Below are 24003 nucleotides of genomic sequence, written 5' to 3'. Positions count from 1 at the left end.
TCCGTCCACAGCGGCCCGACTACGGTAAGCCGGTGGATCTCAAGCTCTTCGGTGAGGTCTTCGTGACCCTGCTGGTAATCGTCGACCCGCCGGGCATGATGCCCATCTTCCTCGCCCTGACCGGGCCGCTGACCGCGCGCGACCGCAACCGGGCCGCCTGGCAGGCGGTCGCGTTGGCGCTCGGCGTGATCGTGATCTTCGCGGTGGCCGGTCAGACGCTCCTCGACTACCTGCACGTGGACCTGCCGGCGTTGCAGGCGGCCGGCGGCCTGCTGCTGGTGCTGGTCGCGCTGGAACTGCTGACCGGCAAGGCCGACGACCCCAGCCAGCAGGTCACCTCGAACATCGCGCTGGTGCCGCTGGGCACGCCGCTGCTGGCCGGTCCGGGCGCCATCGTGGCGACCATGCTCTTCGTGCAGCAGGCCGACGGCCTCGACGACCACTCCGCGATCGCCGCCGCGATCGTCGCCGTGATGATCGCGGTCTGGATCGTGCTGCGCTTCTCCGGCGGCATCGTCAAGATCCTGCGCCCCGGCGGCATCGAGGTGCTGACCCGGATCGCCGGCCTGCTGCTGGCCGCCATCGCCGTGCAGCTCATCGCCGACGCGGTCGCCGCGTTCGTCACCCAGTACGTGAACATGACCTGACCGGCGCCCGGCCCCCGCCCGGGCGGCGGCGGTGCGAGCGTGGCGGTGTCGGACCCGGGTGGCAGGATCGGACCCGTGCGACGAGCCTCCTCCGCCGGACGATCCGCGGGCACCCCCCGACGCCGCGCCGAGCAGGCCGAGCAGTTGGGCTTCGAGGGCATGCCGGAGCGGCTCTTCGTCTGCACCCCCAGCAAACTCGGCGCGTACGAGGACTGCCCCCGCCGCTACCGCTACTCCTACGTCGACCGGCCCGCCCCGCCCAAGGGGCCGCCGTGGGCGCACAACTCGCTCGGCGCCAGCGTGCACACCGCCCTGAAGAACTGGTACGCGCTCACCCCGGAGCGACGCCGGTCGGAGGCGCTGGCCGGGCTGCTCAAGGGCACCTGGGTGCGTGAGGGCTACCGCGACGACGAGCAGGAGCGGCAGGCCTACCGGCGGGCGCTCGGCTGGCTGGAGGCGTACGTCGAGACGCTGGAGCCGGGCGCCGACCCGCTCGGCGTGGAGCGGGTGGTCGCCGTCCGGACGGCGGTGCTGGCCTTCAACGGCCGCGCCGACCGGATCGACTCCCGACCCGGGCCGGACGGGCCCGAGCTGGTCATCGTCGACTACAAGACCGGCCGCACCGGGCTGGACACCGACGACGCGCGGGGCTCGCAGGCGCTGGCGCTGTACGCGTACGCCGCCGAGCGGACGTTCCGCCGGCCGTGCCGCCGGGTGGAGCTGCACCACCTGCCCACCGGGACGGTCGCCGCGCACGACCACACCACGGAGTCGCTGGCCCGGCAGCTCAGCCGTGCCGAGGACACCGCGCGCGACATCATGGCCGCTGAGCGGGCGGTCGCCGACGGGGCCGACCCCGACGAGGCGTTCCCGCCGGTGGCCGGGCCGCGCTGCGGCTGGTGCGACTACCGCCGCAGCTGCCCGGTGGGGTCGCAGGTGCCCGGCCGCGAGCCGTGGGCGGCGATGGACCGGCCGGCCGCACCCGACGCCGACACCCCCGCGGTGGCGGGCGGCGGGAGCTGAGGCGGGAAGGCGGTCAGGCGGCCGTGGCGGCGAGCCGGGCGGCGCGTTCCTTGGCCGCCTGCTGCATCGGGCCCTCGCGCCAGTCGCGGGGCAGCGCGGCCAGGGCGAGGCGCAGCGCGCGGACGCCCAGGTCGGCCGAGAGCGCGGTGGTGGGCAGCCCCAGGCCGCCGTACAACCGAAGCGCCCAGGGCGGCAGCAGGCCGAGCGCGGTGCCGGCGATCCCCAGGTACGCCCAGCGGGGCGGCCCGAGGCTCAGGCCCAGCCGAGCCGGCAGGCTCAGCTTCCACGGGATCGGCGGCGCGGTCAGGAACAGGGCGGTCTCGGCCGCCTCCCTGGTCATCCGCAGCTCGGGCCGTACCGCCCGGTAGTAGTCGGCGACCTCGGCGGCGCTGCCGGGGACCTCGGCCGGGTCGAGCCCGACCAGCACAGCGGCGCGCCGCTGCTCGGCGTAGTAGCCGTCCACCTCGGCGTCGGTCAGCGACAGCCCGGCCCGGCGGGCGGTGCTGACGAACGACTCGACCTCGGTGACGTGCACCCAGCGCAGCAGCGCCGGGTCGTCGATCCGGAACTCCTCGCCGGTCACCGGGTCGGTGGCGCGCATCCGGGCGTGCAGGCCACGCAACCGCCGACCGGCCGCCTCCGCCTCGGCGGTGGTGCCGTAGATGACGGTGCCGACGTACGTGGCGGTCCTGACCAGCCGGCCCCACGCGTCGGTGCGGTAGTTGCTGTTCTGCGCCACGCCGGCCATCGCCCGCGGATGCAGCGCCTGCAGGTAGAGGGAGCGCAGGCCGGCGACGATCAGGACCGGCTCGGCGTGCACCTTCCAGGTGACCGATCGCGGACCGAAGAGGCCGATGTCGTCGGAGTCCACCGCCCAAGAGTGCCACGGGACGCTCGGGTGCGACCGGGTCGTCGGGTTACCCGGTCCACCGCGGTGATCGTCGACGCGGCGGCTCCGGTCAGGCGTCGGCGGAGCGGCGGGCCTGGCAGGTGGGGCAGAGCCCCCAGAAGGTCACTTCCGCCTCGTCGACCTGGAAGCCGTGGGCGGTGCTCGCGTCGAGGCAGGGGGCGTCTCCGACGGCACAGTCGATGTCGGCGATCTCGCCGCAGCCCCGGCACACCACGTGGTGATGGTTGTCGCCGACCCGGGCCTCGTAGCGGGCGGGACTGCCGGCCGGCTCGATCCGGCGGGACAGGCCGGCGCGGGAGAGCGCGCCGAGGACGTCGTACACCGCCTGGGTGGAGACCGAGTCGAGGCGTTCGCGTACCCGGCGGGTGATCTCGTCGACCTCCAGGTGGCCGCCGGCGGCCAGCACGTCCAGGACGGCGAGGCGTGGCCGGGTGACCCGCAGGCCCCTCGACCGGAGCAACTCCTCACCACTGGACATGTGGCAATGACAGCACGGGGTCACCGGGTCGACAAGTGAACCCGGCGGCACGTGGCACCGGCCACAGCTCAACAGCTTGTCGTGGCCGGTGAACCGCATCGGCTGACACCGCGTGTGTCCGATCGGGGGCGTGCTGCGACGAGTCGGTCGTCGTACGCTTTCGCGGCCAACCGCAGCCATCGTCGGAGGTGTCGGTGTTCAAGGAGATCAACGGCCTGCCGGGCCACATCCTGGTGATCCACGCGGCGGTGGTGTTCGTTCCGCTGCTGGCGCTGCTCGCCTCCGCGTACGGGCTGGTGCCCCGCTGGCGCCCCCGGCTCGCCTGGGCGGTGGCGATCCTCTCCGTGGTGACGCCGGTGATCGCCTGGGTGGCCACCGAGTCCGGCGAGGCGTTCGAGGAGTTCCTGAAGGGCAAGAACTACCCGCCCCAGTTGCTCGCCAAGATCGAGGAGCATTCCGAGTACGGCGACACGACGCTCTGGCTCACCGTCGGGCTCGCCGTGGCGGCCCTGGTGCTGCTGGCGCTGACCAGCGACCGGGTGCGTACCCCGCGCCTGCCGTCCTGGGTCAACTGGCTGCTCAGCGGCGTCATCGTGGTGCTGGGGGTGTTCGCGCTGATCTACGTCGTACTGACCGGCGACACGGGCGCCCAGTCGGTCTGGGGCAACACCCTCTGACCGTCGTCCGCCTCAGAAGAGCGCCCGGGAGCAGAGCAGACAGAGCAGCACCAGCAACACCGCCCCGGCCACCCCGCCGACGGCGTAGGTGACCCGCTGCGCGCGCTGCTCCGCCGCGTCCATGGCCTCCATGTCCTGCGGCGGCAGCGCCCGCGGCGGCGTGGCCTGAAGGTGCACCGGCGGTCGCCACCCGGGCGGCGGCGGGGTGGTCGGTGGCGGACCGGCGTAGCCCGGCCGCGCGGTCGCCTGCCCGGGGACCGGTGCCGGGGGTACGTCCGTCGGGGCGGCCCACGGTGACGGCGAGGTCGGTGCGGCGGGGGCGCCGACACCCGCCACGCCGTTGGTCGGCGCGGTGGTGTCGGTGGCCGGCTCGAAGGGCTGTGGCCCCGCTGCCGGGGTGCGGCCGAAGGGGGGCTCGCCGAACGTCGCACCGTCGGTGCCGGGGGTCGTCCGGCCGGTGTCGGATGCCGTCGACTGGGCCTGCTCGGGCGGCCGTCGCCAGAACTCGTCCTCGGAGCTGGCACCGCTGGGCGTCGTCACGCCGTCCGACGCTACCAACGCGGGAAGCGCTCGGCCGCCCGACGCGGCGACCGGTCGGCGCCGGTGACAGCGGCGACCGGGACTGATGTGGGTCGCAGCCGAGCTGCGGGAGGGCGCAGTCCCGGGTCAGGCTCGTCTGGTGGATGAGGCCGGGCGGCCGCACCGCTCGCCGTCCTGGTCCACGTGTGGCCGCCAGGATGGGGCTGGGCTGGGATAGTGTTGCCGCTCGTGAGCATCGAGGATCCGGACGTGCGCGACGACGACCGCGCCGTCGATCTCAGCGAGGATTTCGTGGTGCTGCCCGAGCAGACGGTGGACGACACCGACCACGGTTGGGGTGAGCGCATCGGCGGCAACGACGACTGGCTGCTCGCCGAGCGCCCGCCGCACTGGGACTGACCAGCCTTCTTCCGCCGGGCCGCCGGGCCGCCGGGCCGCCGGGCCGCCGGGCCGCCGGGGTCGGACGTGTGACCGCCGGCGAAGCTGGTGGAGAGCGGCAGCAGCCTGTGCGGCAGCGCACATCCCGTCAGGGCCGTGCGTGGGTGCGGGCAGGCTGGCTCAGCCGCGCACCACGACGGCGAAGCGACTTCCCTCCGGTTGGCCGACGGCACGTTGTGCCTGGTCCGGGCGGAGCGCCAGGTAGAGGGCCGAGGATCCGTCGACGGCGTCCCCGCCCACCACGTCGAGCACCAGTGCTCCGGAGGCCACCAGGTCGGCCGCCACCGGCGTCCGGCCGGCCGGTACGACCAGCAGGTCGACCCGGGCTCCCGGCCGCAGCACGGCGAGCGCGGCGGGTTCGGCCAGCCGCACCGGTACGCCCACCGACCCGCTCGGCAGCGGCAGCGCGCCCGGCCGACCACCTCCGGTCGACGGCCCCGCCCCTGACCGCCCACCCTCGGTCGACGGCCCCGCCCCCGGCCAACCGCCTCCGGTCGGCGGCTCCGCTTCCGGCCGGCCACCTTCCGTCGGCGGCTCCGCTCCCGGCCGGCCACCTTCGGTCGGCGGCCCCGCCACCGGCACGCCTGAATTCGGCGACTCCCCACCCGACAGGTCACCCGCTGACCCGAGCCCGCCGCCTGATGCGGCCGGTGTGCCTCCGGCGATCGCGCCGTCAGCCGAGGAGCCCGGCGGAGCCGGAGTGGGACAGCCGCCGGACCAGTCGAGGACGACCACCGCGAGGCCCAGCAGGGCAGCGACCAGCCCGAGGCGCAGCAGCGTGCCGCCGCCGGGCCGGCGGAGCCAGCGCACCGGGCGCAGCGAGTCCCTCCCGTCCGGGCCACCACCAGCCATGCCGCCCACCTCCCACCTCGCCGTCGAGCCGCCTTCGGAACCCAGCGCGTGCCTGCCGCCGGGCCGCCCCGCATCCCGAGGGCCAACCGCCGACCCTCGCCTCGCCGTCCGGCGCCGTCGCGGCGCTCCGACAGCACGCTAGGCGGCAGGATCGGACGCCGGAGCGCCATGTGCACCGGCCTGTGGACAACCGGCAGGCCTGTGGACAACGCCCGAAGCGGCGCTCGACCTGCTAACGAAGGTCAGCCCGGACGGTGCGAGCTGCCCAACCCCGACCCCGCCAGGCTGCGTCGTTTGCGTCATCAGCTCCACAGCGCCGCACGGGGTCGGCAAGCCGGCCAGATGTCCGCGGCCCGGGACGCGCCACCTCAGGAGAGCCGAGCCTGGCTCGTCGCCCCGGCCACCGGGCGGCGCCTGATCAAGCGAGGACCGCACACCAGACCGGGCGAGGGGAGCGCGTACGCCAAACGCCCCCGCGGCCCGAACAGGGCGGCGGGGGCGGTGGCGTTCGAGATCAGGAGGAGGCGGAGGTGCTGGCTGCGGCCTTGGCCGACCCGCCGTTCGACGAGCCCGACGTGCTGCCGCCGTTGGACGAGGTGCCCGACGACCCGCTGCCCGACGAGGAGCCGCTGTCCGGCTTCGCCGGCTTCGGGGCGGTGCTGCCGGTCTTGCTCTCCGAGCCGGAGGTACGGGAGTCGGTGCGGTAGAAGCCGGAGCCCTTGAACACGACACCAACGGAGTTGAAGACCTTGCGCAGCCGCCCCTCGCACGCGGGGCACTCGGTCAGCGGCTCGTCAGAGAAGGACTGCACCGCCTCGAGCTGGTGGCCGCACGCGGTGCAGGCGTACTGGTACGTGGGCACGTTCTCCTCCGGATCTGGTACGGCCGGTTGGCACTCGACGGTTTCGAGTGCCAATGGTGCGTCATCGGGCCCGAGTTCGTCCAGCGGACGTGGGGGGATCGACACCGGGCGCGTCGGTCAGCGTACGCAGACCGCCCGACGGGGTGATGACGGCGTGCACCGGGCGGTCGTGCGGCTGGGCGGGCAGTGCCTCGACCAGCTCACCGTCGTGCAACAGCGCCACGATCAGGACTCTTCCCGGCACCCGGGCCAGCGCCCGGTCGTACGAGCCGCCGCCGCGCCCCAGGCGCAGGCCACGATGGTCCACCGCGAGCGCCGGCACCACCACCAGCTCCGCCTCGCCGATCGCGGCCCGGCCCAGCCGGGGGCCGGCCGGCTCCCGCATGCCGCGCCCGGCCGCCACCAGCGAGTCGGGCCCCTCGTACGCCGCCCAGTCGAGGTCCAGGTCGTCGCGGAGCACCGGCAGCAGCAGCTCGGCCCGGTCGGGCAGCGCCGCGCGCAGCGCCTCCGGCAGCTCCGGCCCGCCCGGCTCGGAGCCCACCGGCACGTACCCGGTCATCCGGCGCGGGCGCAGCCGGCGTACCAGATCCACCAGCTCGGCCCGGACGCGCGCGGCGGCTTCGGCCCGCTGCGGCGCGGTCAGCGCCCGGCGGTGGGCGAGCAGCGCGACCCGCGTCTCGCGTTTGGCCTCATGCGCTCCATCAGGAAATTCGGGCACGCAACACTCCCTTGCGCAAACCGCCTCTTCCGGTTGCTCTGTGTCAGCATCGCAGGAACGGGCGCGGAACTTCCGGGGGGAAGCTTGACGCTACGCGGGCGGTTGACGGCGGCCTTCCTCGCGGTGGTGCTCGGCCCGGTGCTGCTCGGAGCGGTCTTCGTCGGCACCACCCTCGCGGCCGTCGACCGCAGCCGCTCCACCGAACGCCTCGGGCTCGCCGCCTCGACCGTGCGTACCTCGGTGGACGCCCTCTGCCAGCAACTCCGGGCCGCCGCCGACGCGGTCGCGCTGCGCACCGATCCCGCCGCCCGCGCCGGCGCCGCCACCCAGGTGGTCAGCCGGGGGCTGGCCGGCGCGGTCCTGGTCACCGACGTCGCCGGTGCCACGACCTACGCCACCCCCGGCGCGCCCCCGACGCCCTGGCAGGACTGCTCCGGCGACCGGACCGCTGCCGGGCCGGTCCGGGCGCTCAGCGCCCGGGTGGACCTGCGCGACCCGGCCGGCGTCGCGCTCGGCACCGTCGCCGCCGCCCAGGTGGTCGACCCGGCCTTCGTCGCCCGGCTGGCCGCCGCCACCGGCGTCGCGGTCACCCTGCTCGACGGCCCCGCCGCCCCCGACCGGGTCACCCACACCACCGAGTCCAACCGGGTACGCGAGGCCGTGCTCGCCGCCGCGAGCACCGTCGACGGCGACCGGGTCACCGAGACCCCCGACGGCAGGTACGTACGCCGCCTCGGCCCGAGCCCCGGGCAGCCGCTGCCGCTGGTCCTCTCCGTCCCGGGCGAGCAGCCGGCCGGGCTGCCCGCCGTGCTGGTCGGCGCGGTGCTCCTCGCCGCCGTGCTGGCCGTGCTGGCCGCCTGGCGGCTGGCCCGGGTGACCACCCGGCCACTGGTCGAGCTGGCCGGCGCGGTGGACCGGGTGGCCCGCGGCGACCTGACCGCGCGGGTGCCGGTGCGCAGCCGGGACGAGATCGGCCGGCTGGCCGGCGCGTTCAACCGGATGACCCGGGAGACGGCCAGCTACGTGGCCGCGCTGACCAGCAGCCGGGACCAGTTGCGCGGGCACCTGGCGGTGCTCGGCGACACCCTGGCCAGCACCCACGACCTGCAACGCATCCTGCGGGTGATCCTGCACAGCGCGCTCGCGGCGACCGGGGCGCGGGCCGGGGCGGTGCTGCTGCTCGACCCGGACGGCGTGCTGGTGGGGCAGTGCGCCGAGGGGCTGGAGGGCCGGGTGCCGGACGCCGAACCGCTGCGGGTGCCGGTCGGCGCCGGGGTGATCGGCGCGGTCGCCGCCACCGGGGAGCCGCAGCGCGGGCGGGTCGAGCCGGCCGAGGCGCCGGCGGGGGAGCCGCACTGCGAGACGTACGTGGCGGTGCCCTTCGCCGCGCCCGGCAGCGCTGAACCGGCGGGCCGGAAGCCGGCGGGCCGGGAGCCGGCGGTCGGGGTGCTGGCCCTCTACGACCGGCTGGGCGGCGCGGAGTTCGACGACGACGACCTGGCCACCCTGCGCACCTTCGCCGGCCACGCGGCGGTCGCGGTGGAGAACGTCCGGGTGCACGAGGAGGCGCAACGGCTCTCGCTGACCGACCCGCTGACCGGGCTGTGGAACTACCGCTACCTGCGCGAGTCGCTGCGCCGCGAGGTGGAGCGGGCCAGCCGGTTCGGGCGGATGCTCAGCATCCTCGCCCTGGACGTGGACCGGTTCAAGCGGGTCAACGACACGTACGGGCACACCGCCGGCGACGTCGTGCTGGCCGAGTTCGCCCGCCGGGTACGCGGCGAGATCCGCGAGGTCGACCTGGCGTTCCGGCAGGGCGGCGAGGAGTTCGTGGTGCTGCTGCCGGAGACCGACGCCCGGGGCGCGGCGATCGTCGCCGAGCGGTTGGGCGCGGCCGTGCGGAACACCCCGATCGTGGTGGACGAGCACGTGGCGATCACGGTGACCGTCTCCATCGGCATCGCCGTCTACCCCGACCACGCCAGCACCGGCCAGCAGGTGCTCGACGCCGCCGACGAGGCGTTGTACGCGGCCAAGGCCGCCGGGCGGGACGGTTACCGGGTGACCGGGCTGCGCCCCGACGCGGTGACCGAGGAGATCCCGGTGCCGGCCGGCGCGGTCAGCCCGGACGACGAGCTGCCGCGCGCCGGGCCGGTGGCCGTCAGCGCGGCGGAGGGTTCGAGCCGGCAGGTCGCCGCAGTCCCGGCGCCCGCTCCGGGTGTGACACAGCCGGCTACCGGCGGCGCGTCTTCCGGTCCTCACCCGCCGCGGCAGAGCCGTGGCCGATAGTCTCGCGACATGTCGGAGCACTCAGCGAACCCCTCGACGGCCGCCGCGACCGGCCGTCCCCGTGCGGTCAAGGCCGTCATCCCGGCCGCCGGCCTGGCCACCCGGTTCCTGCCGGCGACGAAGGCGGTGCCCAAGGAACTGCTGCCGGTCGTCGACCGTCCGGTCCTGCAGTACATCGTCGAGGAGGCCGCCCAGGCGGGGCTCACCGACGTACTGCTGATCACCGGGCGCAACAAGACGGCCATGGTGGACCACTTCGACCGCCGGCCCGACCTGGAGGAACGGCTCGCGAAGAAGCCGGAGCTGCTGGCCGCCGTCCAGCGCACCACCGAGCTGGCCGAGATCCACACCCGCCGCCAGCCGGAGCAGCTCGGCCTCGGCCACGCCGTCGGGTACGCCGCGTCGCACGTCGGCGACGAGCCCTTCGCGGTGCTGCTCGGCGACGAGTTCGTCAAGCTCGACCAGCCGCTGCTGCCGGCCATGCTGGAACTCCAGGCGCGCACCGGCGGTGTGGTGCTGGCCTTCTTCGAGGTGGACCCGGCCGAGACCAGCCGGTACGGCATCGCCTCGGTCGCGCCGGCCGAGTCGGAGCTGACCGACATCGGCGAGGTGGTCAAGGTGACCGGCATGGTGGAGAAGCCGAAGCCGGAGGACGCGCCGAGCAACCTCGCCGTCCTCGGCCGGTACGTGCTGCCGGGCCGGATCTTCGACGCGATCCGCCGCACCGAGCCGGGCAGCGGCGGCGAGATCCAGCTGACCGACGCGATGGAACTGCTGCGCAACGAGGGCGTGCCGGTGCACGCCATCGTCTACCGGGGCACCCGCTACGACACCGGCATGCCGCTGGGCTACCTCCAGACGGTGGTGCAGATCGCCGTCGAGCGCGACGACATCGGCGGTGAGTTCCGCAAGTGGCTGGCCGAGTTCGTCAACTCCGACGCGTCGGGCGGTCCTAATACATGACAGCGACGGCCGACGCCGAGGCGGCCGCGAACGAGTTGACGCCGCTCGCCGACTACCTGGGCAGTGTGCTGCGCAGGTTGCGCGCGCTGCCTCCGCTCGACCTCGACCTCACCCAGGCGCACGGCAACGTCCTCGCCGAGGACGTCGTCGCGCCGCACTCGTTTCCCGCCTTCGACCAGGCGGCGGTGGACGGGTACGCGGCCCGCTGGGAGGACCTCGTCGGCTACGGCCCGGCCCCCTCCGGGGGGTCGGGCGGCCGTACCGTGCGGTTGAACGTCGTCGGCGACCTGGGCGCGGCGAGTTGGCGACCGGTCCGGCTCACCCCGGGCTCGTGCTTCTCGGTCGCCGCCGGGGCGCCGCTGCCGGTGGCCGCGGACGTGGTCGTCCCGGTCGAGTGGACCGACCAGGGCATGGCCGCGGTGGAGATCTTCCGGACCCCCAAGCGCGGGTACGGCGTCCGCCGCGCCGGTGAGGAACTACCCGCCGGCACCCTGCTCGCCCGCGCCGGCACGTACGTCTCCCCGGCGCTGGTCGCCGTCCTCGCCGCCACCGGGATCGGACACGTGGTGGTCCGGCCCAGCCCGCGGGTGGTCATCGTGGCCACCGGCGACGAACTCGTCGACGTCGGCCGGGGCAGCCAGCCCGGCCAGGTGGTGGACGCCAACTCGCACGCGCTGACCGCCGCCGCGGCCGAGGTGGGCGCGCTGGCGTACCGGGTGGGCATCTGCGACGACGACCCGGAGGGGCTGCGCGGCCTGCTGGAGGACCAGACCCTGCGGGCCGACCTGATCATCACCACCGGAGGCACCGGCACCGGCCCCGGTGACATGGTCCGGCGCATCCTGTCCAGGAGGGAGGGTGGCCGGGCCGGCCCGGTCACCTTCACCGAGGTGGCGCTCTATCCCGGCACCGCGCTCGGATTCGGTACCGTCGGCGCCGAGGAGGTGCCGGTGGTGTGTCTTCCCGGTGAGCCCGGCTCGGCGCTGATCGGCTTCGAGGTGCTGGCCCGCCCGGCGATCAACCTGCTGGCCGGGGCGGAGCCCGTGTTCCGGCCGAGCGTCCGCGCGCACCTGCTGGAGACCATCACCTCCCCGGGCGGGCTGCGCGAGTTCCGCCCCGCGCACGTCGCCGAGCGGCGCGGCGGGGGATACACGGTCCAGCCGCTGCCGGGTGGGCCGTTCACCCTGTCCGGCCTGGCCGAGGCGAACGGGCTGATGGTGCTCGGCGAGCGGGTGACCACCGCCGCCGCCGGGTCCACCGTGGACGTACTCCTGCTGGACCGGCGCCGGTGAGCCTGTTCGGCTTCGGGCGGGCGCCCGGTTGGCCGGTGGTGCTGGCCGATGGGCCGGTGGTGCTGCGGCCGTACCGACGCTCGGACGCGGCCGCCTGGTCGGCGGTGCGCCGCGCCAACCAGGCGTGGCTGGCGCCGTGGGAGTCGCACCTGCCGGGCACCTGGGACGAGACCAACTCGCCCACGGCGTTCCGCTACGTCCACAAGGACCAGCGACGCTCGGCGCGCACCGGTGAGGGAATGCCGTTCGCGGTCTGCCTCCGCCAGGACGGCCGGGACCGGCTGGTCGGGCACCTCAACGTGGGCAGCATCGTCCGGCGGGCGTTCTGCTCCGGGTACGTCGGGTACTGGGTGGATTCCGCAGTGGCCGGTCGCGGCGTGATCCCGACCGCGATGGCGCTCGCCGTGGACCACGCCTTCGGGCCGGGCGGGCTGCACCGGGTCGAGGTGAACATCCGGCCGGAGAACCGGCCGTCCCGCCGGGTGGTGGAGAAGCTGGGCTTCCGCGAGGAGGCGTATCACGTACGCTACATGCACATCGACGGGGCGTGGCGCGACCACATCGGATACGCGATGACCAGCGAGGAGGTGGCCGCCGAAGGCGGTCTGCTGGCCCGCTGGCACCGGATCCGGGACCGCGCGGGGTGAGCCGTCCCACGGACGGGATCGGCGCGGCGCGCCGGCATCAGGGTCGACGGCCCGTAACCTCAAGTAACTGCAAGCTGTGGCAAGCGCTGCCCGCCCGTACGATCTGCGCCGTGGACGACCATCCGGGGAAGATCCTGCGGTGGCCCGGCGATTGCCCCGAATTCGGTGACGGGAGGGGTGAGGGTGCCGACCTCGGTGCTCCTCGCCGTCCTCGCCGCCGCCGGCCTGCTCGCCCTCGCTCCGGCGCTGGTCCGCCGGTACGACGCCACCGAGCGGCTGGTGGCGGAGCGGGCGCAGTCGACGGCGCGGGTGCTCCAGCGCCGTCGGCGACGCCGTACTGTCCCGGGGCGGCGGCCGGTCAACCCGTCGCGTGCCCTCGTCGTTACGCTGAGTGAGGATGCGAACACCGGCGCCCTGAGCGCCCCGGTCTCCGCGCCCCCGGCGGCGGGTCGCCGCTCCGGCCGGCTGCGCGCCGTGCCGCCCGCCCCCCGCAAGGCCCGCCGTCGACCGCCGCCCCGGCGCCGCCACACCCCGGCCGTCTACCGGCGTCGCCGGGTGCTCGCCGCGCTGCTGCTGCTCAACTTCGTCGAGATGGTCGGCGTGATCGTGGTCAGCCCCGGCTTCTGGATCAGCATCTCGGTCACCGGGACGCTGCTGGTGGCGTACGTCGTACACCTGCGCAAGCGGGCGGTGGCGGAGCGCCGGCGGCGGCGGATCCAGGCCCGGGAGGCGGCGTGGCTGGCCGCCCGGCAGGCCGAGGTGCGGCGGGAGCAGGCCCGCCGGGCGGCGGCCCGCCGGGAGGCGCAGCGTCGCCTGGCGGCCCAGCGCGAGGCGGTACGCCGCACCGCGATGGGCCTGGACCGGTCGGGCGACCTGCCGGCCGCGGCCGGCGGAGGCGGCTCCGTCTCCTACCGTCGGGCCGGTGGGCTGCGGGGACGGCCGTACCAGTCCGGCCGCGGCTCCTCCCACCCCGCCTGACCGGTCGCTCTGGCCCGTGCGCTTCTGTCGCTTCTGTCACCATGTCGGCGGTATGGCGACCTTCTCCTGCGCTGGATACCGCCATATGCACGATTTCGGGAGCTGTGCCGTCGGGGCGGCGGCTCTTGGCGGCCGGTCTCCGGGTGCGGTGCGAGCGGTCGGGGCCGGTGGCGGGGCGGTTCGCGTGGGGGGCGAGGGGTCTGTTAGCCTTGTCGCCGGCCCGCCTGGTGAAAGCCAGGTGGGACCGAAGCCGGTTCGCCGGCGGAGGGGTTGTGGCGCAGTCCGGTAGCGCACCTCGTTCGCATCGAGGGGGTCAGGGGTTCGAATCCCCTCAACTCCACCCAGTTCAAAGGCCGTTTCCCCGTCGTGGGAGACGGCCTTTTTCGATCTTGTGCAGCGGCAGTCGAGCCAGCCGCAGTCAGCATCTGCCAGGTACCGGGGCGGTGCCACACACGTATGTCGCTGCCTCAAGGAGCTCTGGAGGTCGCGCTCATGTCCGGATCTTCGCAGCTGCCACCGACACCGCTGGGTGGCGCATACGCCCAGCGGAGCACCCTGCCAGCGCCATTCCTTCAGTTGCGGACGTCCCGGCAGTTCGATCCGGCCGGTGCACCAGCGCAGCGCCGCCCACGGGTCGACGGTGGCCAGTTCCTGCGCCGCTTCCGGGAACAGTCGAGCGAGTGCCCGAGTGCACACGTCACGCGGGGGATCGATGGCAGGACCCAGGCCCTGGGCGATGTCATCCCCGTGCAGCAACGTCTCCGCGCACCCCATCGCGGCGAAGCCCTCCGGGTCGGCTTGTCCGGTGGGGTGGTAGGCCCGAACATCCGGTCCGGACGTGCGTACCGTGGCTGCCAGAATGCGGCCACCCGCCTCGGCGAACTCCAGCACCTGTTCCGGGGAAGCGTCCCTGTCCGCGTTCGCCATGAAGCGCACATACCGGTTCTCCGGCCGGATCACGAGTTGACCCGCGAACGACAGCAGGCAATCACCGATGTGCTCGGCGGTGACGAACTGAGTGACAACGGGTGTGGACGCCGGCGGACCTGACGGACACAGCGGTTGATCCGTGGGCCGCGACCAAGCCGTAAGCCCGCATTGGTACTCCAACGTCACTTGGTTTCGGCGTTGGGCGTGGCGCGGGTATGAAGGACGGCCACCGCGTTGATCATCGATGGTTTGTGAGGTGCGGGCTCGGCCGGCGCGAGACTGGTCCACCTGGCGACGAACATTCCCGGCCCGTGCCGCAGAATCCGACCACCAGCGCAGACAGGTGAAATCATGTCGGAGCACTAGGCTGAACCTGTGATTCGGGCTGTGATCGTGGACGTTGACGACACCCTGTGCCTCACTCAGGCCGCCTCGTTCGCGTTGGAGAACGAAGTTCTGACGGAGATGGGCCGGCCTCCGGTGTCACGGGACGTGCATCTGTCCACCTGGGGAGAGCCCCTGCTGGACGCCATGCCGAAAAGGTCACCTGGCCTCGACCTTTCTCGGTTCTCGGCGCTTTATCAGAGTGCGCTGGAACGGCACATCGCCGACGGTCGGCTGGACGTGATCCCGCCAGAGAACCTGCGCGCGCTGGACGAGTGCGTGCTGGCCGGCCGATCGGTGTTCCTGTTGACGTCTCGGACCGAGGACGAGATCCGGCACATGCTGGCGCCGGGTCACGTCTTGGCCGGGCGGGTCAGCGGCGTCTACCACGCCGACAACACACGTTTCCGCAAGCCAGATCCGCGTGCCTTCGAGGAGTTGCTGACAACGACTGGAATACCGCCGCAGCAGTGCGTCTATGTGGGGGATTCGCCGGGCGACGCATTAGCCGCCGGTGGCGCGGGCATGAACTTCGTAGGCTGCCTGCAGAGCAGGATACGAAAGCCCGAGGACTTCCACCCTCGCTACGTCAACGCCTTCATCGACGCCTTTCCCGACATCGTCGATGTGGTCCAGGAACTCGACCAGTTCACTGCTGACGTCTACCCGGCAGCCGGCGACCCGGCCGGCGCAGCCGCCTCACCTGTACTTCGTGAGCGACCGGGAACCGGCACCCTCACAAACCAGTGATGATGAACGCCGTGGCCGTCCTCATAACCGCGCCACGCGCATCGCCGAGGCCAAGTGACGTTTCGCTCGGACTGGTGGTGCTGCTCGTCAGCGAAGCCGCGTACCGGGCGTGGGGCGTCCCGACGATGCTGGCCGCGCTCGGCCTGGCCGTGGCGTGGTGGCTCCTCAGTGGCCTGCGCGACCAGGCCCAGCGCAAGATGCGGCCCGGCCGGCACCTGTTGCTGACCCTCGCCGGCTTCTTCGGTGTCCAGTTCGTCCTCGTCGGGCTCGGGTGGGCCGCCGCCGTCTCGGGTGCGGGACGGTCACTTGCCGTCGCGTGGGTCGCGGTTGGCGTGACGCTCTTCAGCACCTTCTGGCGGGGGATCGTCTCCCACTACCGAGACGGGGCCTGAGATCGGGCCGGGGTTGCCACCGCAGCACGGTCTGACATCCCAACGACATCACATGCGCGGATCAGCGTGATGCCCCGGACTCTGGGCGAGGCACGCCACAATCGGGAGGGAGGTGGTTGCTGTGTCCAGGCGTACGAAGGAACCTCCTCGCGGCTGGCAGTTCTGGCGCCGAGCGTTCTGGACGCGGCCGGCGCTCCTCGTGCTCTACGGCTTGCTGGCGGGCGTGCTCGGACTGTTGGCGCTGGCCGACGTCCCGGACGGCATCCGCGACGCGGTCGCGATGCGGCGAGCCGTGGAGTGCCCTGCGGGGACCATGCGGGTAGAGCCGGATGCCGATCCCCCGAAGGGCTGCCTCGAGCGGATCCCGGTCACCTTGTCCGGCCCCTGGCACAGCCGTGGCCCCGGCAGTGACTGGCACCTGATGGTGGAGCGGGACGCTGAGTACGTGCTGTTCGCCGAGACCGACGTCCCCACCTCGGGCAGCCGCCGGCTCAGTGACGAGGCAGAGGCAGAGGCGTTGCTGTGGGAGGGCACCCCCGTGGCGATCGAACTGCCGGCCGGTGATCGGGTCGAAACCGAGTCCTGGGGCCACCGCGGCTGGTTGCGGGCCCTGTTCCTGGGGATGTTTGCCGCCTCCGGTCTGCCCATGCTGTTCGAGGCTGCGCGGCTCAAGCGCGGTACCGCAGGCGGTTGGTGGTCGGTCCGCGGCGAAAAGGTGGGACTGATGGTGTTGAGTCCGCTGATGGGAATCGCGTGCCTGCTGGCGATCCCGTCGATGCTCGGGCTCGTGCCGCTGATGCTGGGTCTGCGCCTGCAATGGGTGGCCGTCGTCGCCCTACTCGGTTTCGGTCTCGTCGTATTCGCCGTGATCAGAGGAGGGGCGGTGCGTGCTCGTCCGGACGTCGAGGGTTGATTCGCTGGCGCGGGCCGGCGGGTGCGCCGCGCCGGCGGTACCCGACATTTCTGGCGAGATCGGGGTTGCCGCGTGGGATCTCCGCATTATGGTCGGTGGGTGATCAATGGTGCTCATGTGATCATCTACAGCCGCGACCCAGAGGCGGACCGTGCCTTCTTCCGGGACACGCTCGGCTACCACCACGTCGACGCCGGCCATGGCTGGCTCATCTTCAAGCTCCCGCCGGCCGAGCTCGCCATGCACCCAACGGAGGGCGAGCCGGTCCACGAGCTCTTCCTCATGTGCGACGACGTCGCGGCGACCATGGCCGACCTGGCCGCGAAGGGCGTCGAGTTCACGATCCCGGTCACCGAGGAGCGGTGGGGGCTGCGTACCGCGCTGCGGCTGCCCGGCGGCGGCGAACTCGGTCTCTACGAACCGCGCCACCCGACCGCGATCTGACGCGCCGGCTCGGCGGTTGCCCGAGGTCGACGGACAGCTCGGCCGGCAGAGGACGTGATGCCGCGAACGAGACACCCCGCAACTGGCGAAGCAGTAGCGTCGTCACCGAGACCCTGCCCCACCGGCGGCGACACTCGGCAGACCGCATGAGGGCGCGCTCGGCCATTGGCCCAGTACACAGGCCAGGAAACACAACCCGGGAAGTCGCACGACGCCGCCGGGTAGACGCATGACGTCCTGACTCAGCCCAGGGAGGCCGCGATGAGCCCGAAGACCGACGCCAGCGGGACACCGGACATCCGGGACGTCGACTTGAAGCTCGAGGTCGTCGTCATTCCGGTCTCGGATGTCGATCGCGCGAAGGAGTTCTACGGGCGCCTCGGGTGGCGGCTCGACAAGACCCCGCCCGGCATCGTCCAGTTCACGCCGCAGGGCTCCGACTGCTCGGTGCAGTTCGGGTCGAACCTCACGTCGGCCGCGCCCGGTTCCGCCAAGGCGTACCTGATCGTGTCCGACGTCGAGGCGGCGCGGAACGCGCTGGTCGCCGCCGGTGTCGAGGCGAGCGAGGTCTTCCACCTCGGGCCGGAGGGGCCGGTGAACGGTCCGGATCCGGAGCGTCGCAGCTACTTCTCGCGCACCTCGTTCAGCGATCCCGACGGCAACAACTGGCAGGTTCAGGAGATCACGACCCGGCTGCCCGGCCGCGTCCAGGCTGCCGCGACGTCGTTCACCTCCGTGAGCGACCTGGCGAGCGCGCTCCGACGGGCGGCGGCCGCCCACGGCGAGCACGAGAAGCGCACCGGCCAGGCGGACCCGAACTGGCCCGACTGGTACGCGGAGTACATGGTGAGCGAGCAGTCGGGCGCGGAACCGCCCAAGTAAGCACCGCGCACGCCGGCCCGGACCAACGCTCACGGGCCGAAGGTGAACACGAACGCGCGGAGACCGGGTTGGCTGGTGCCGAGCGTCAGCAGGTGATCGTCCCGCGACGCGCCGGCGACGAGCCGGACCATCCCCGCCCGGTCGACGCGCGCGACCGCATCCGGGTCGACGTCCCCGCCGCGCTCGGCGCCGATCGGGTTCCCGTCGAGCAGCACGTCGATCGCCGCCCGTCCGGACGGACCGGGGTCCACGACGAGGTTCACCTCGCCGGCGTTGAAGGGCAGGGCGAGCTCCCCGGTGCCGCTGGCGAGTTCGACGTACTCGCCGCTGGTCTGCCAGTCGCCGGTCAGGGCGAACGTTCCCGGCTCGGCGCGGTGCGCGCCCACGTACGTCTCGGGCGTGACGCCGATGTAGGAGGGCTCCCCGGTCGTCGCGAACGCCATCGCCTCGGGGCTGACCGCCGGCAGCCTGGTGCCGGGCGCCCTGACCTCGATCAGCCGCCGGATCTCCGACTCCACGCGTTCGTAGCTGCCCTCGCCGACCCACTGGTCGACCAGTAGCCCGTCCGCGTCGAAGAGGTACTTCGCCGGCCAGGCGCTGTTGCCGAGGGCCCGCCAGATCTTGAAGTCGTTGTCGATCGCGATCGGATAGGTGAGCTGGTGGTCGCGGATTCCCCGGTCGATGTTCTCGGCGTGCTTGCCGAACTCGAACTCGGGCGCGTGTACGCCGATGACGACCAGGCCCAGGTCGGCGTAGTCGCGGTGCCACGCCTTGACGTAGGGCGACGTACGGATCCAGTTGATGCAGGTGTACTCCCAGATGTCGAGCAGGACCACCCGACCGTGCAGGGCGTCGGGAGCCAGCGGCGGCGAGTTCACCCACCGCTCGGCCATCAGGTGCGGGATTCGCATGGTCAGCTCTCCTCGACCGGAGTCGTCAGCTGGTGAAATCGCCCCTGACGTCCCGGGCGTCCTCCTGGACGTGTTCGCCGGGTTCCCGGCCCCGGATCTCGTCGCGCTTGGCCACCCGTTCCGCCTGCGACCGCTCGTCCTGGTTCATGTCGCCCAGCTGGGCCCGGGCAGGGCCGGCCACCTGCTCGACGCTGTCCTTCGCCCGTTCGGTGGAACTCATGCCGCCCCCCTTGTCGGTTCGTGGACCAGTCGCGCTGTCCGCGCCTCCCGCCCCGGGTCCCCGCCCGCCATGGCGGGAAACCCGGCGACCGCCGAGAAAAGGTCTGCCGAGGAACGGGGGCGGGCCGGCTCCCACGATGGGGAACCGGCCCGCCACGGAACCGGGGAGGTCACGGCTTCCAGGAGCCGGCGGCCTCGAACTTGTGCTGGTACTCGACAACACCCTTCTTGTCCTTGACGTCGAAGACCACCGCGCCGGAGCGCTTGCTGCCGGCGCGGATGCCGCTGCCGGAGTCCAGCATGTCGCCGCCGCAGCCGGAGAGCGCACCGGCCAGCCCGTTGACGGTGGTGCCGTCCTCGGCCACCCACCGGAAGTAGAACGGGTTGATCGACGCCTTGCCCTTGGTGACCGTCGCGGTGACGTCGGCGATCAGGTAGAGGCCCTTGTCCGGGGCGGGGGCGTAGGAGCGACACCCCTTGGTGGAGGTGGAGAACTTCCGGATGGTGATCTCGATGGTGCCCTCGTCGTCCTCGATCACCAGGGTGTCGCCGGGCTCCATGTTGAAGGTCTCGCCGTCGGCCGAGGCGGACGCGGAGGGCTTCGTGCCGGGGAAGGCCGGCGCGGCGGTGGTGCGCGGGGTGGGCAGCGAGCGCTCGATCTCCTCCGCCTTGTCGGCGGCCTTCTTGCCGCCGGCGACCAGGGCGGCGATGCCTCCACCGCAGCAGAGCAGGAGCAGCACGGCGACGATGATGCCGATGATGACCCACGGCTTCTTCTTCGCGCCGGACTGCATGGGCGGGCCGAGCGGCTGGCCTGGCGTCGGCGGGTAGCCGGGACCGGACACCGGCGGGTAGCCGCCGCCGGAGACCGGCGGGTACGGCGCGCCGGAGACCGGCGGCATCGACGCGTTCGGGTCGTACGGCGGGTACGGGCTGCCGGAGACCGGCGGCAGCGGCGCGGTCGGGTCCGCGGGGTACTGCTGGTGCGGCACCGGCGCCGTGGGGAACGGATCGACGGGCGGCTGGTTGGGGTCCTGCGGCCCGTAAGGGGGCTGGGGCTGGCTCACCGTACTCCTCGGCACTTCGGCTGCATCGGGAACTCTTCGACGCTAGTCGGTGCCAGCAACGCGGAATTGTCTCGGGGCCGACCCGCCGTTCGTCGATCCGGACCGGGCCGAACAGTCAATGCGTCAGCACGGCCGCGGTGCGCACGAGGTCGCCCTCGATGACGAAGCGTCCGATGACGACGGACGGCGGGTCGGCCACCGTCGCCGCCGCCACCCGTACCGGGTCGATCCGCGCGGTGAACGTCCCGGCGTCCGGGTTCAGCTCGATCGTGGCGTCCTGGAAGTCCAGCCAGGAGCCGACCACCGGGTGCCAGACCTTGTAGACGGTCTCCTTCGCGCTGAACAGCACGAGCGGCCAGGACGTGCCGGCCGGCAGCCGGGCGCAGTGCTCCTCCTCCTCGGGGCGGCAGATCAGCCGGCGTACCCCCTCGGTGAGCTCGCGGTGCCGCTCGGCGTCCATCCCGACGGACCGCACCTCGGTCGCCCGGGCGACCGCGGCGGCGCAGTAGCCGCGGGTGTGGGTGATGGTGCCGACCAGCCCGGCCGGCCAGGCGGGGGAGCGGTCCGCCGCCGCCGGGACCGGCAGCTCTGGCAGCCCCAGCTCGGCCATCGCCCGCCGGGCGCAGATCCGGCCGGCGGTGTAGTCGCGCCGCCGGCTCTCCACCGCGCGCGCCCCGAGACCGCTCTGCTCGGCGGGGAGCAGCTTGCCCGCCCAGTCCGTCGGCCCGGCCACCACGACCGAGACGGTCGGCGGCAGCAGGTCACGCATCACCCATCCCCTTTCAGGTACGACGACAGTCTGCCCCGTTCGGCGTCGAGCCGGTCGGCCGGCACGGGCGGCGACTCGGGCCAGCGCGTCACCTCGCTCGGCGGCGAGGTTCGTGGAAGCCATCGACGGTGAACGTACCGCAACCGTGTAACGCCGGAGCGTCCCGTAGCGCTGTTAGGTCGTCGCGGGGGATCTTCCGGCGTCCGCGTGTCGTCGACGCGGCGGGCCGGTGCCAGGTACGACCATCCGAGAGGAAGTGACGATGATCGGTGCCCCGGCACCCTCGGGTTCCCACCCCGACGAGCACGTTCCGGTGACACCGGCGTGGACCTGCGACTCCTGCGGCGAGGAGTGGCCGTGTCCGACCAAACGCACCCGGCTGCTCAGCGAGTACCAGGTGGACCGCGCCTCGCTCAGCGTCTACCTGGGCTCCTGTCTGGCGGCCGCCAGCGCCGACCTGCGCGCCGCCCCGATGGCGTCCCTTCAGGACCGGTTCATCGGCTGGGTCCCCCGGGGGCCGCTCAGGACCTGAGCGGGCGGTGACCGCCCTCGGTCGGGCGGCCACCGCCTCCGGTCAGGGCCGGCGGGGACGGCGGGTCAGCGCGAAGCCGACCACGCCGGCCACCGCCGCCAGGACCGCGCCGGCCGTGCTCCAGATCCACCGGGAGCCGAGGGCGGGCAGCCGGTCGCCGAACCCGCCGTCCGCCTGCTCGGCCGGGGTCGCCGCCGGTTCAGCCGTCAGCACCGTGCCCGCCTTGGTGTTCGGCACCAGGGGCGCCTTCAGCTCGCCGTCGTCGCGTGAGCCGTCGCCGTCCGCGCTGACCAGCAGGTCGACGTCGACCGGGAGCCCGAGGTCGGCCTCGGGCAGCTCGGTCACCGACAGCCGGACGTGGTAGGTGCCGGGCAGCGGATCCGCCGACCAGGGCTCGGCCCAGGAGCGCACCTCGCGCAGGGTGCAGCCGAGCGACACACTGCCGGCCGCCGCGTCCACCGTCGGGGTCTGCGCCCCGGCCGTGCAGGACTGCCGGCGGCGCAGCCCGTCGAAGACCTCGACCGTCCAGGCGGAGGCTCCGGTGCGGGCCTTCGGCAGCGACACCGTCGCGCTGATCTCGTGCCGCTGTCCGGCCGAGGCCGGGAACGACCAGTAGAGGTGGTCGCCGGTGGAGGCGCGCACCCGTACCGGCTGGCCGGCGGCGATGCCGGTGGCGGTGAGGAAGGACGTGCCGGCCCGGGTGACCGGGGTGGCGCCGGGCGACGGGGTGGGGGCGGCCGCCGCGGCGGGAACGGCCGGCAGGGCCAGCCCGGCGGCGAGCGTCGCCCCCGCCAGCATCATCGGGGTACGCATCTCAGTTCTCCCTCCAGGTGGCGACCCACCAGCGGGTGAGCAGCCCGGCGACCAGGCCGGTGAGCAGGCCGGCCAGGGTGAGCAGGGCGAGCAGCACCCAGCCCCGGCCCAGGTCGGGCGCGGCCGGGGCGGGGGACGAGGCGACCACGTCGACGGTCAGTTCGACCGGCATCCCCGGCGTGGCCCGGGTGCCCGGCCGGGGCGCGAAGGAGTTGCTCACCACCAGGCACACCGTCGTGGCGGGGACGGGCGTGGCACCGGGCGTCGGCGTGGCGCCGTCCTCCGTCGCCGACCAGCGCAGGCCCGCCGAGACCACGTCGGTACGCCCACTGCCGGCGTCCACCCCGCGTACCAGTTCCCGGCCGTCGGCGGCGGTGGCCCGCAGCAGCACCCCGTGGTCCGGGTTCACCGGTCGGTCCAGGGCCACGCTGACCGAGGCGCGCAGCTCCTGCCCCGGCCGCACCGGCACCCGGTACCAGCGGTGCTCGGAGAACGCCTCCCGGTCGCTGTAGACGCCCGAGCCGAGCAGCGGCGCGTTCGCGCACTCCGCCGTGCCGCCGACCACGGTGGGCGCGGCGGTGTAGGTCTCCTTCGCCCGGTCCACCAGTTGCTTGATCCGGCCGGTCAGCTCGTCGGCGCTCTGCGCCGCCGTGTACGTGCCGCCGGTCGCGCCGGCGATGCAGAGCAACTGCCGGCGTACCTTCTCGTCCGGGGCCAGGCCGAGGGTGTCGACCACCAGCTTGGTGCCCTGGGCGGCCAGCTCCCGGGCCACCTCGCAGGGGTCCGGCGGGGCGCAGGTGTCCTCGCCGTCGGTGATCAGCACGATCCGCCGGGCGGTGGTGCCGGTGCCGAGGTCCTGCGCGGCGGAGCGCAGGGCCAGCCCGACCGGGGTGAAGCCGGTCGGCCGCAGGGTGGCCACCGCCGCCTTCGCCTGCACCCGGTCGACCGGGCCGACCGGCACGATCTGCTGGGTGTCCAGGCAGCCCTGCTTCTTGTCCTTGCCCCGGTAGGTCGCGCCGAGCACCCGGATGCCGAGCTGGGTCTCCTCGGGCAGCGCGTCGACCACCTCGTTGAACGCCTGCTGGGCGATGGAGATCCGGCTGCGGCCGTCGATGTCCCGGGCCCGCATCGAGCCGCTGACATCGAGCACCAGCTCGACCTTCGGTGGCTCGGCGGGGGTCTCGTCGTCCGCCACGGCCGGCGCCGGACCGGTCAGCACGGTGGCCGCCAGCAGTCCGATCAGGACGGCCGCCGGTCGTCTCTTGTTGATCACCGGGCGGAGTGTAGTGGCGTCCATTTTGGATGATCATTTGGGGGCGGCTGGGCGAGCCTTCCTGTCGCCTTCCGCCCCGGGTGTCCGGCGCGCGACTTCGGCCCGGCGCCCCGTCACGTCCGGGTCGATCGGGTGCGCGTCCGTGTGCTTCTCGTGCGCCGTCCCGGTGCCGGACCCTCCACCGTCCGTCCGGCGGTGATCCTCGTGTTCGGGCAGGAAACGGTACGGACCTACACGCGCTTTGCGGCAGACCGTCGACAGAATGGTGACCATCCGTCAATTGCCGGAGGTAAACCTCTCTCCGCCTTGACATCGGTCGGGAATCTGACCCGAGTCGCCCCGTTGTGCCGGTGCCGAAGGGTGGTTAAGCTTTGTCTTGCGCGCCCCAATCGCCCGCTTCCCCCGTGGCA

At 73.4% G+C, this 24003-nt stretch carries 27 protein-coding genes and 1 tRNA gene; 16 read left to right on the top strand and 12 right to left on the bottom strand.

The features are described 5' to 3' along the window. Nucleotides 1-32 precede the first annotated feature (32 nt). Nucleotides 33-647, top strand: coding sequence for a MarC family protein (locus V6U89_RS06755; protein ID WP_154939817.1), 615 nt, complete (start codon nt 33-35; stop codon nt 645-647). Nucleotides 648-806: 159 nt separating this feature from the next. Then, on the top strand, nt 807-1670 hold the full coding sequence (locus tag V6U89_RS06750) for a RecB family exonuclease (RefSeq protein WP_442933881.1): 864 nt from the start codon (nt 807-809) through the stop codon (nt 1668-1670). A 13-nt stretch (nt 1671-1683) separates the two neighbouring features. Here the strand turns inward: V6U89_RS06750 and V6U89_RS06745 are convergent, their stop codons facing one another. Continuing rightward, nucleotides 1684-2541 (bottom strand): oxygenase MpaB family protein, encoded by an 858-nt coding sequence (locus V6U89_RS06745; RefSeq protein ID WP_334569771.1) that lies wholly within the window; start codon nt 2539-2541, stop codon nt 1684-1686. Between the two features lie 88 nt (nt 2542-2629). After that, nucleotides 2630-3058, bottom strand: coding sequence for a Fur family transcriptional regulator (locus tag V6U89_RS06740; protein ID WP_238450938.1), 429 nt, complete (start codon nt 3056-3058; stop codon nt 2630-2632). Between the two features lie 194 nt (nt 3059-3252). Here V6U89_RS06740 and V6U89_RS06735 point away from each other — a divergent pair, with 194 nt between their 5' ends. Then, a complete protein-coding gene (locus V6U89_RS06735; protein WP_334569770.1) occupies nt 3253-3735 on the top strand; it encodes a DUF2231 domain-containing protein in 483 nt (160 codons plus the stop codon). A 12-nt stretch (nt 3736-3747) separates the two neighbouring features. On the opposite strand, the gene V6U89_RS06730 is transcribed toward V6U89_RS06735, so the two are convergent. Beyond that, nucleotides 3748-4275, bottom strand: a complete 528-nt coding sequence (locus V6U89_RS06730; protein WP_334569769.1) for a hypothetical protein — start codon at nt 4273-4275, stop codon at nt 3748-3750. A 219-nt stretch (nt 4276-4494) separates the two neighbouring features. Here V6U89_RS06730 and V6U89_RS06725 point away from each other — a divergent pair, with 219 nt between their 5' ends. Next, entirely contained in the window at nt 4495-4674 is a 180-nt protein-coding gene (locus V6U89_RS06725; protein WP_218896837.1) for a hypothetical protein, read from the top strand. A gap of 159 nt (nt 4675-4833) precedes the next feature. On the opposite strand, the gene V6U89_RS06720 is transcribed toward V6U89_RS06725, so the two are convergent. From V6U89_RS06720 to V6U89_RS06710, 3 genes are all read right to left on the bottom strand, one after another. Next, on the bottom strand, nt 4834-5565 hold the full coding sequence (locus V6U89_RS06720; protein WP_334569768.1) for a hypothetical protein: 732 nt from the start codon (nt 5563-5565) through the stop codon (nt 4834-4836). A gap of 514 nt (nt 5566-6079) precedes the next feature. Then, a complete protein-coding gene (locus V6U89_RS06715; RefSeq protein ID WP_334569767.1) occupies nt 6080-6427 on the bottom strand; it encodes an FmdB family zinc ribbon protein in 348 nt (115 codons plus the stop codon). Nucleotides 6428-6488: 61 nt separating this feature from the next. After that, nucleotides 6489-7145 carry a 5-formyltetrahydrofolate cyclo-ligase gene (locus tag V6U89_RS06710; protein ID WP_334569765.1) on the bottom strand — a complete coding sequence of 219 codons (657 nt, stop codon included), beginning with the start codon at nt 7143-7145 and terminating at the stop codon, nt 6489-6491. Nucleotides 7146-7229: 84 nt separating this feature from the next. On the opposite strand from V6U89_RS06710, the gene V6U89_RS06705 reads away from it, so the two are divergent. From V6U89_RS06705 to V6U89_RS06655, 11 genes are all read left to right on the top strand, one after another. Beyond that, nucleotides 7230-9434 carry a GGDEF domain-containing protein gene (locus tag V6U89_RS06705; protein WP_334569764.1) on the top strand — a complete coding sequence of 735 codons (2205 nt, stop codon included), beginning with the start codon at nt 7230-7232 and terminating at the stop codon, nt 9432-9434. Nucleotides 9435-9443: 9 nt separating this feature from the next. After that, a complete protein-coding gene (locus V6U89_RS06700) occupies nt 9444-10397 on the top strand; it encodes a UTP--glucose-1-phosphate uridylyltransferase (protein WP_334569763.1) in 954 nt (317 codons plus the stop codon). Next, nucleotides 10394-11689: a molybdopterin molybdotransferase MoeA gene (locus V6U89_RS06695; RefSeq protein WP_334451377.1), complete on the top strand. Its 1296-nt coding sequence runs from the start codon at nt 10394-10396 to the stop codon at nt 11687-11689. Before V6U89_RS06700 ends, V6U89_RS06695 begins: the two co-directional genes overlap by 4 nt. Beyond that, the gene (locus V6U89_RS06690; protein WP_334569761.1) at nt 11686-12336 is read left to right on the top strand and encodes a GNAT family N-acetyltransferase; all 651 of its coding nucleotides are present in this window, start codon (nt 11686-11688) and stop codon (nt 12334-12336) included. The genes V6U89_RS06695 and V6U89_RS06690 overlap by 4 nt, the downstream gene beginning before the upstream one ends. 177 nt (nt 12337-12513) lie before the next feature. Continuing rightward, a complete protein-coding gene (gene sepX, locus V6U89_RS06685; RefSeq protein ID WP_334569760.1) occupies nt 12514-13314 on the top strand; it encodes a divisome protein SepX/GlpR in 801 nt (266 codons plus the stop codon). Nucleotides 13315-13580: 266 nt separating this feature from the next. Beyond that, nucleotides 13581-13654, top strand: a tRNA-Ala gene (locus tag V6U89_RS06680). Between the two features lie 965 nt (nt 13655-14619). After that, nucleotides 14620-15378 carry an HAD family hydrolase gene (locus tag V6U89_RS06675; protein ID WP_334569759.1) on the top strand — a complete coding sequence of 253 codons (759 nt, stop codon included), beginning with the start codon at nt 14620-14622 and terminating at the stop codon, nt 15376-15378. Nucleotides 15379-15452: 74 nt separating this feature from the next. Further along, the gene (locus V6U89_RS06670; protein ID WP_334569758.1) at nt 15453-15770 is read left to right on the top strand and encodes a hypothetical protein; all 318 of its coding nucleotides are present in this window, start codon (nt 15453-15455) and stop codon (nt 15768-15770) included. A 121-nt stretch (nt 15771-15891) separates the two neighbouring features. Next, a complete protein-coding gene (locus V6U89_RS06665; RefSeq protein ID WP_334569756.1) occupies nt 15892-16683 on the top strand; it encodes a hypothetical protein in 792 nt (263 codons plus the stop codon). 99 nt (nt 16684-16782) lie between these two features. After that, nucleotides 16783-17127, top strand: coding sequence for a VOC family protein (locus V6U89_RS06660; protein ID WP_334569754.1), 345 nt, complete (start codon nt 16783-16785; stop codon nt 17125-17127). A 261-nt stretch (nt 17128-17388) separates the two neighbouring features. Continuing rightward, nucleotides 17389-18009 (top strand): VOC family protein, encoded by a 621-nt coding sequence (locus tag V6U89_RS06655; protein WP_334569752.1) that lies wholly within the window; start codon nt 17389-17391, stop codon nt 18007-18009. Nucleotides 18010-18038: 29 nt separating this feature from the next. On the opposite strand, the gene V6U89_RS06650 is transcribed toward V6U89_RS06655, so the two are convergent. The 4 genes from V6U89_RS06650 to V6U89_RS06635 form a co-directional block, all read right to left on the bottom strand. Next, entirely contained in the window at nt 18039-18920 is an 882-nt protein-coding gene (locus tag V6U89_RS06650) for a redoxin (protein ID WP_334569751.1), read from the bottom strand. A 25-nt stretch (nt 18921-18945) separates the two neighbouring features. Then, the gene (locus tag V6U89_RS06645) at nt 18946-19140 is read right to left on the bottom strand and encodes a general stress protein CsbD (RefSeq protein ID WP_210775062.1); all 195 of its coding nucleotides are present in this window, start codon (nt 19138-19140) and stop codon (nt 18946-18948) included. Nucleotides 19141-19309: 169 nt separating this feature from the next. Next, nucleotides 19310-20206 (bottom strand): hypothetical protein, encoded by an 897-nt coding sequence (locus V6U89_RS06640; RefSeq protein WP_334569750.1) that lies wholly within the window; start codon nt 20204-20206, stop codon nt 19310-19312. Nucleotides 20207-20321: 115 nt separating this feature from the next. Further along, complete coding sequence (locus V6U89_RS06635; RefSeq protein ID WP_334569749.1) at nt 20322-20975, bottom strand: 4'-phosphopantetheinyl transferase family protein; 654 nt, start codon at nt 20973-20975, stop codon at nt 20322-20324. 262 nt (nt 20976-21237) lie between these two features. Between V6U89_RS06635 and V6U89_RS06630 the strand changes: the two genes are divergently transcribed. After that, a complete protein-coding gene (locus V6U89_RS06630; RefSeq protein ID WP_334569748.1) occupies nt 21238-21507 on the top strand; it encodes a hypothetical protein in 270 nt (89 codons plus the stop codon). Nucleotides 21508-21549: 42 nt separating this feature from the next. On the opposite strand, the gene V6U89_RS06625 is transcribed toward V6U89_RS06630, so the two are convergent. Then, nucleotides 21550-22320 (bottom strand): peptidase, encoded by a 771-nt coding sequence (locus V6U89_RS06625; protein ID WP_334569747.1) that lies wholly within the window; start codon nt 22318-22320, stop codon nt 21550-21552. A 1-nt stretch (nt 22321) separates the two neighbouring features. After that, nucleotides 22322-23593 carry a VWA domain-containing protein gene (locus tag V6U89_RS06620; RefSeq protein ID WP_334569746.1) on the bottom strand — a complete coding sequence of 424 codons (1272 nt, stop codon included), beginning with the start codon at nt 23591-23593 and terminating at the stop codon, nt 22322-22324. Nucleotides 23594-24003: the final 410 nt, after the last annotated feature.

The sequence above is a fragment of the Micromonospora sp. CPCC 206171 genome (genome assembly GCF_036906755.1).
GTDB lineage: Bacteria > Actinomycetota > Actinomycetes > Mycobacteriales > Micromonosporaceae > Micromonospora > Micromonospora purpureochromogenes.
The sequence above is the reverse complement of the archived record's forward strand: the minus strand, read 5'-3'. Positions and strand labels throughout refer to the sequence as shown.

Bases quoted from the DNA above. Each gene is read 5' to 3' on its own strand.
- V6U89_RS06750 (WP_442933881.1), top strand. From the start codon at position 807: ATGCCGGAGCGGCTCTTCGTCTGCACCCCCAGCAAACTCGGCGCGTAC.
- V6U89_RS06740 (WP_238450938.1), bottom strand. From the start codon at position 3,058: ATGTCCAGTGGTGAGGAGTTGCTCCGGTCGAGGGGCCTGCGGGTCACC.
- V6U89_RS06720 (WP_334569768.1), bottom strand. From the start codon at position 5,565: ATGGCTGGTGGTGGCCCGGACGGGAGGGACTCGCTGCGCCCGGTGCGC.
- V6U89_RS06700 (WP_334569763.1), top strand. From the start codon at position 9,444: ATGTCGGAGCACTCAGCGAACCCCTCGACGGCCGCCGCGACCGGCCGT.
- V6U89_RS06695 (WP_334451377.1), top strand. From the start codon at position 10,394: ATGACAGCGACGGCCGACGCCGAGGCGGCCGCGAACGAGTTGACGCCG.
- V6U89_RS06655 (WP_334569752.1), top strand. From the start codon at position 17,389: ATGAGCCCGAAGACCGACGCCAGCGGGACACCGGACATCCGGGACGTC.
- V6U89_RS06650 (WP_334569751.1), bottom strand. From the start codon at position 18,920: ATGCGAATCCCGCACCTGATGGCCGAGCGGTGGGTGAACTCGCCGCCG.
- V6U89_RS06645 (WP_210775062.1), bottom strand. From the start codon at position 19,140: ATGAGTTCCACCGAACGGGCGAAGGACAGCGTCGAGCAGGTGGCCGGC.
- V6U89_RS06635 (WP_334569749.1), bottom strand. From the start codon at position 20,975: ATGCGTGACCTGCTGCCGCCGACCGTCTCGGTCGTGGTGGCCGGGCCG.
- V6U89_RS06630 (WP_334569748.1), top strand. From the start codon at position 21,238: ATGATCGGTGCCCCGGCACCCTCGGGTTCCCACCCCGACGAGCACGTT.
- V6U89_RS06625 (WP_334569747.1), bottom strand. From the start codon at position 22,320: ATGCGTACCCCGATGATGCTGGCGGGGGCGACGCTCGCCGCCGGGCTG.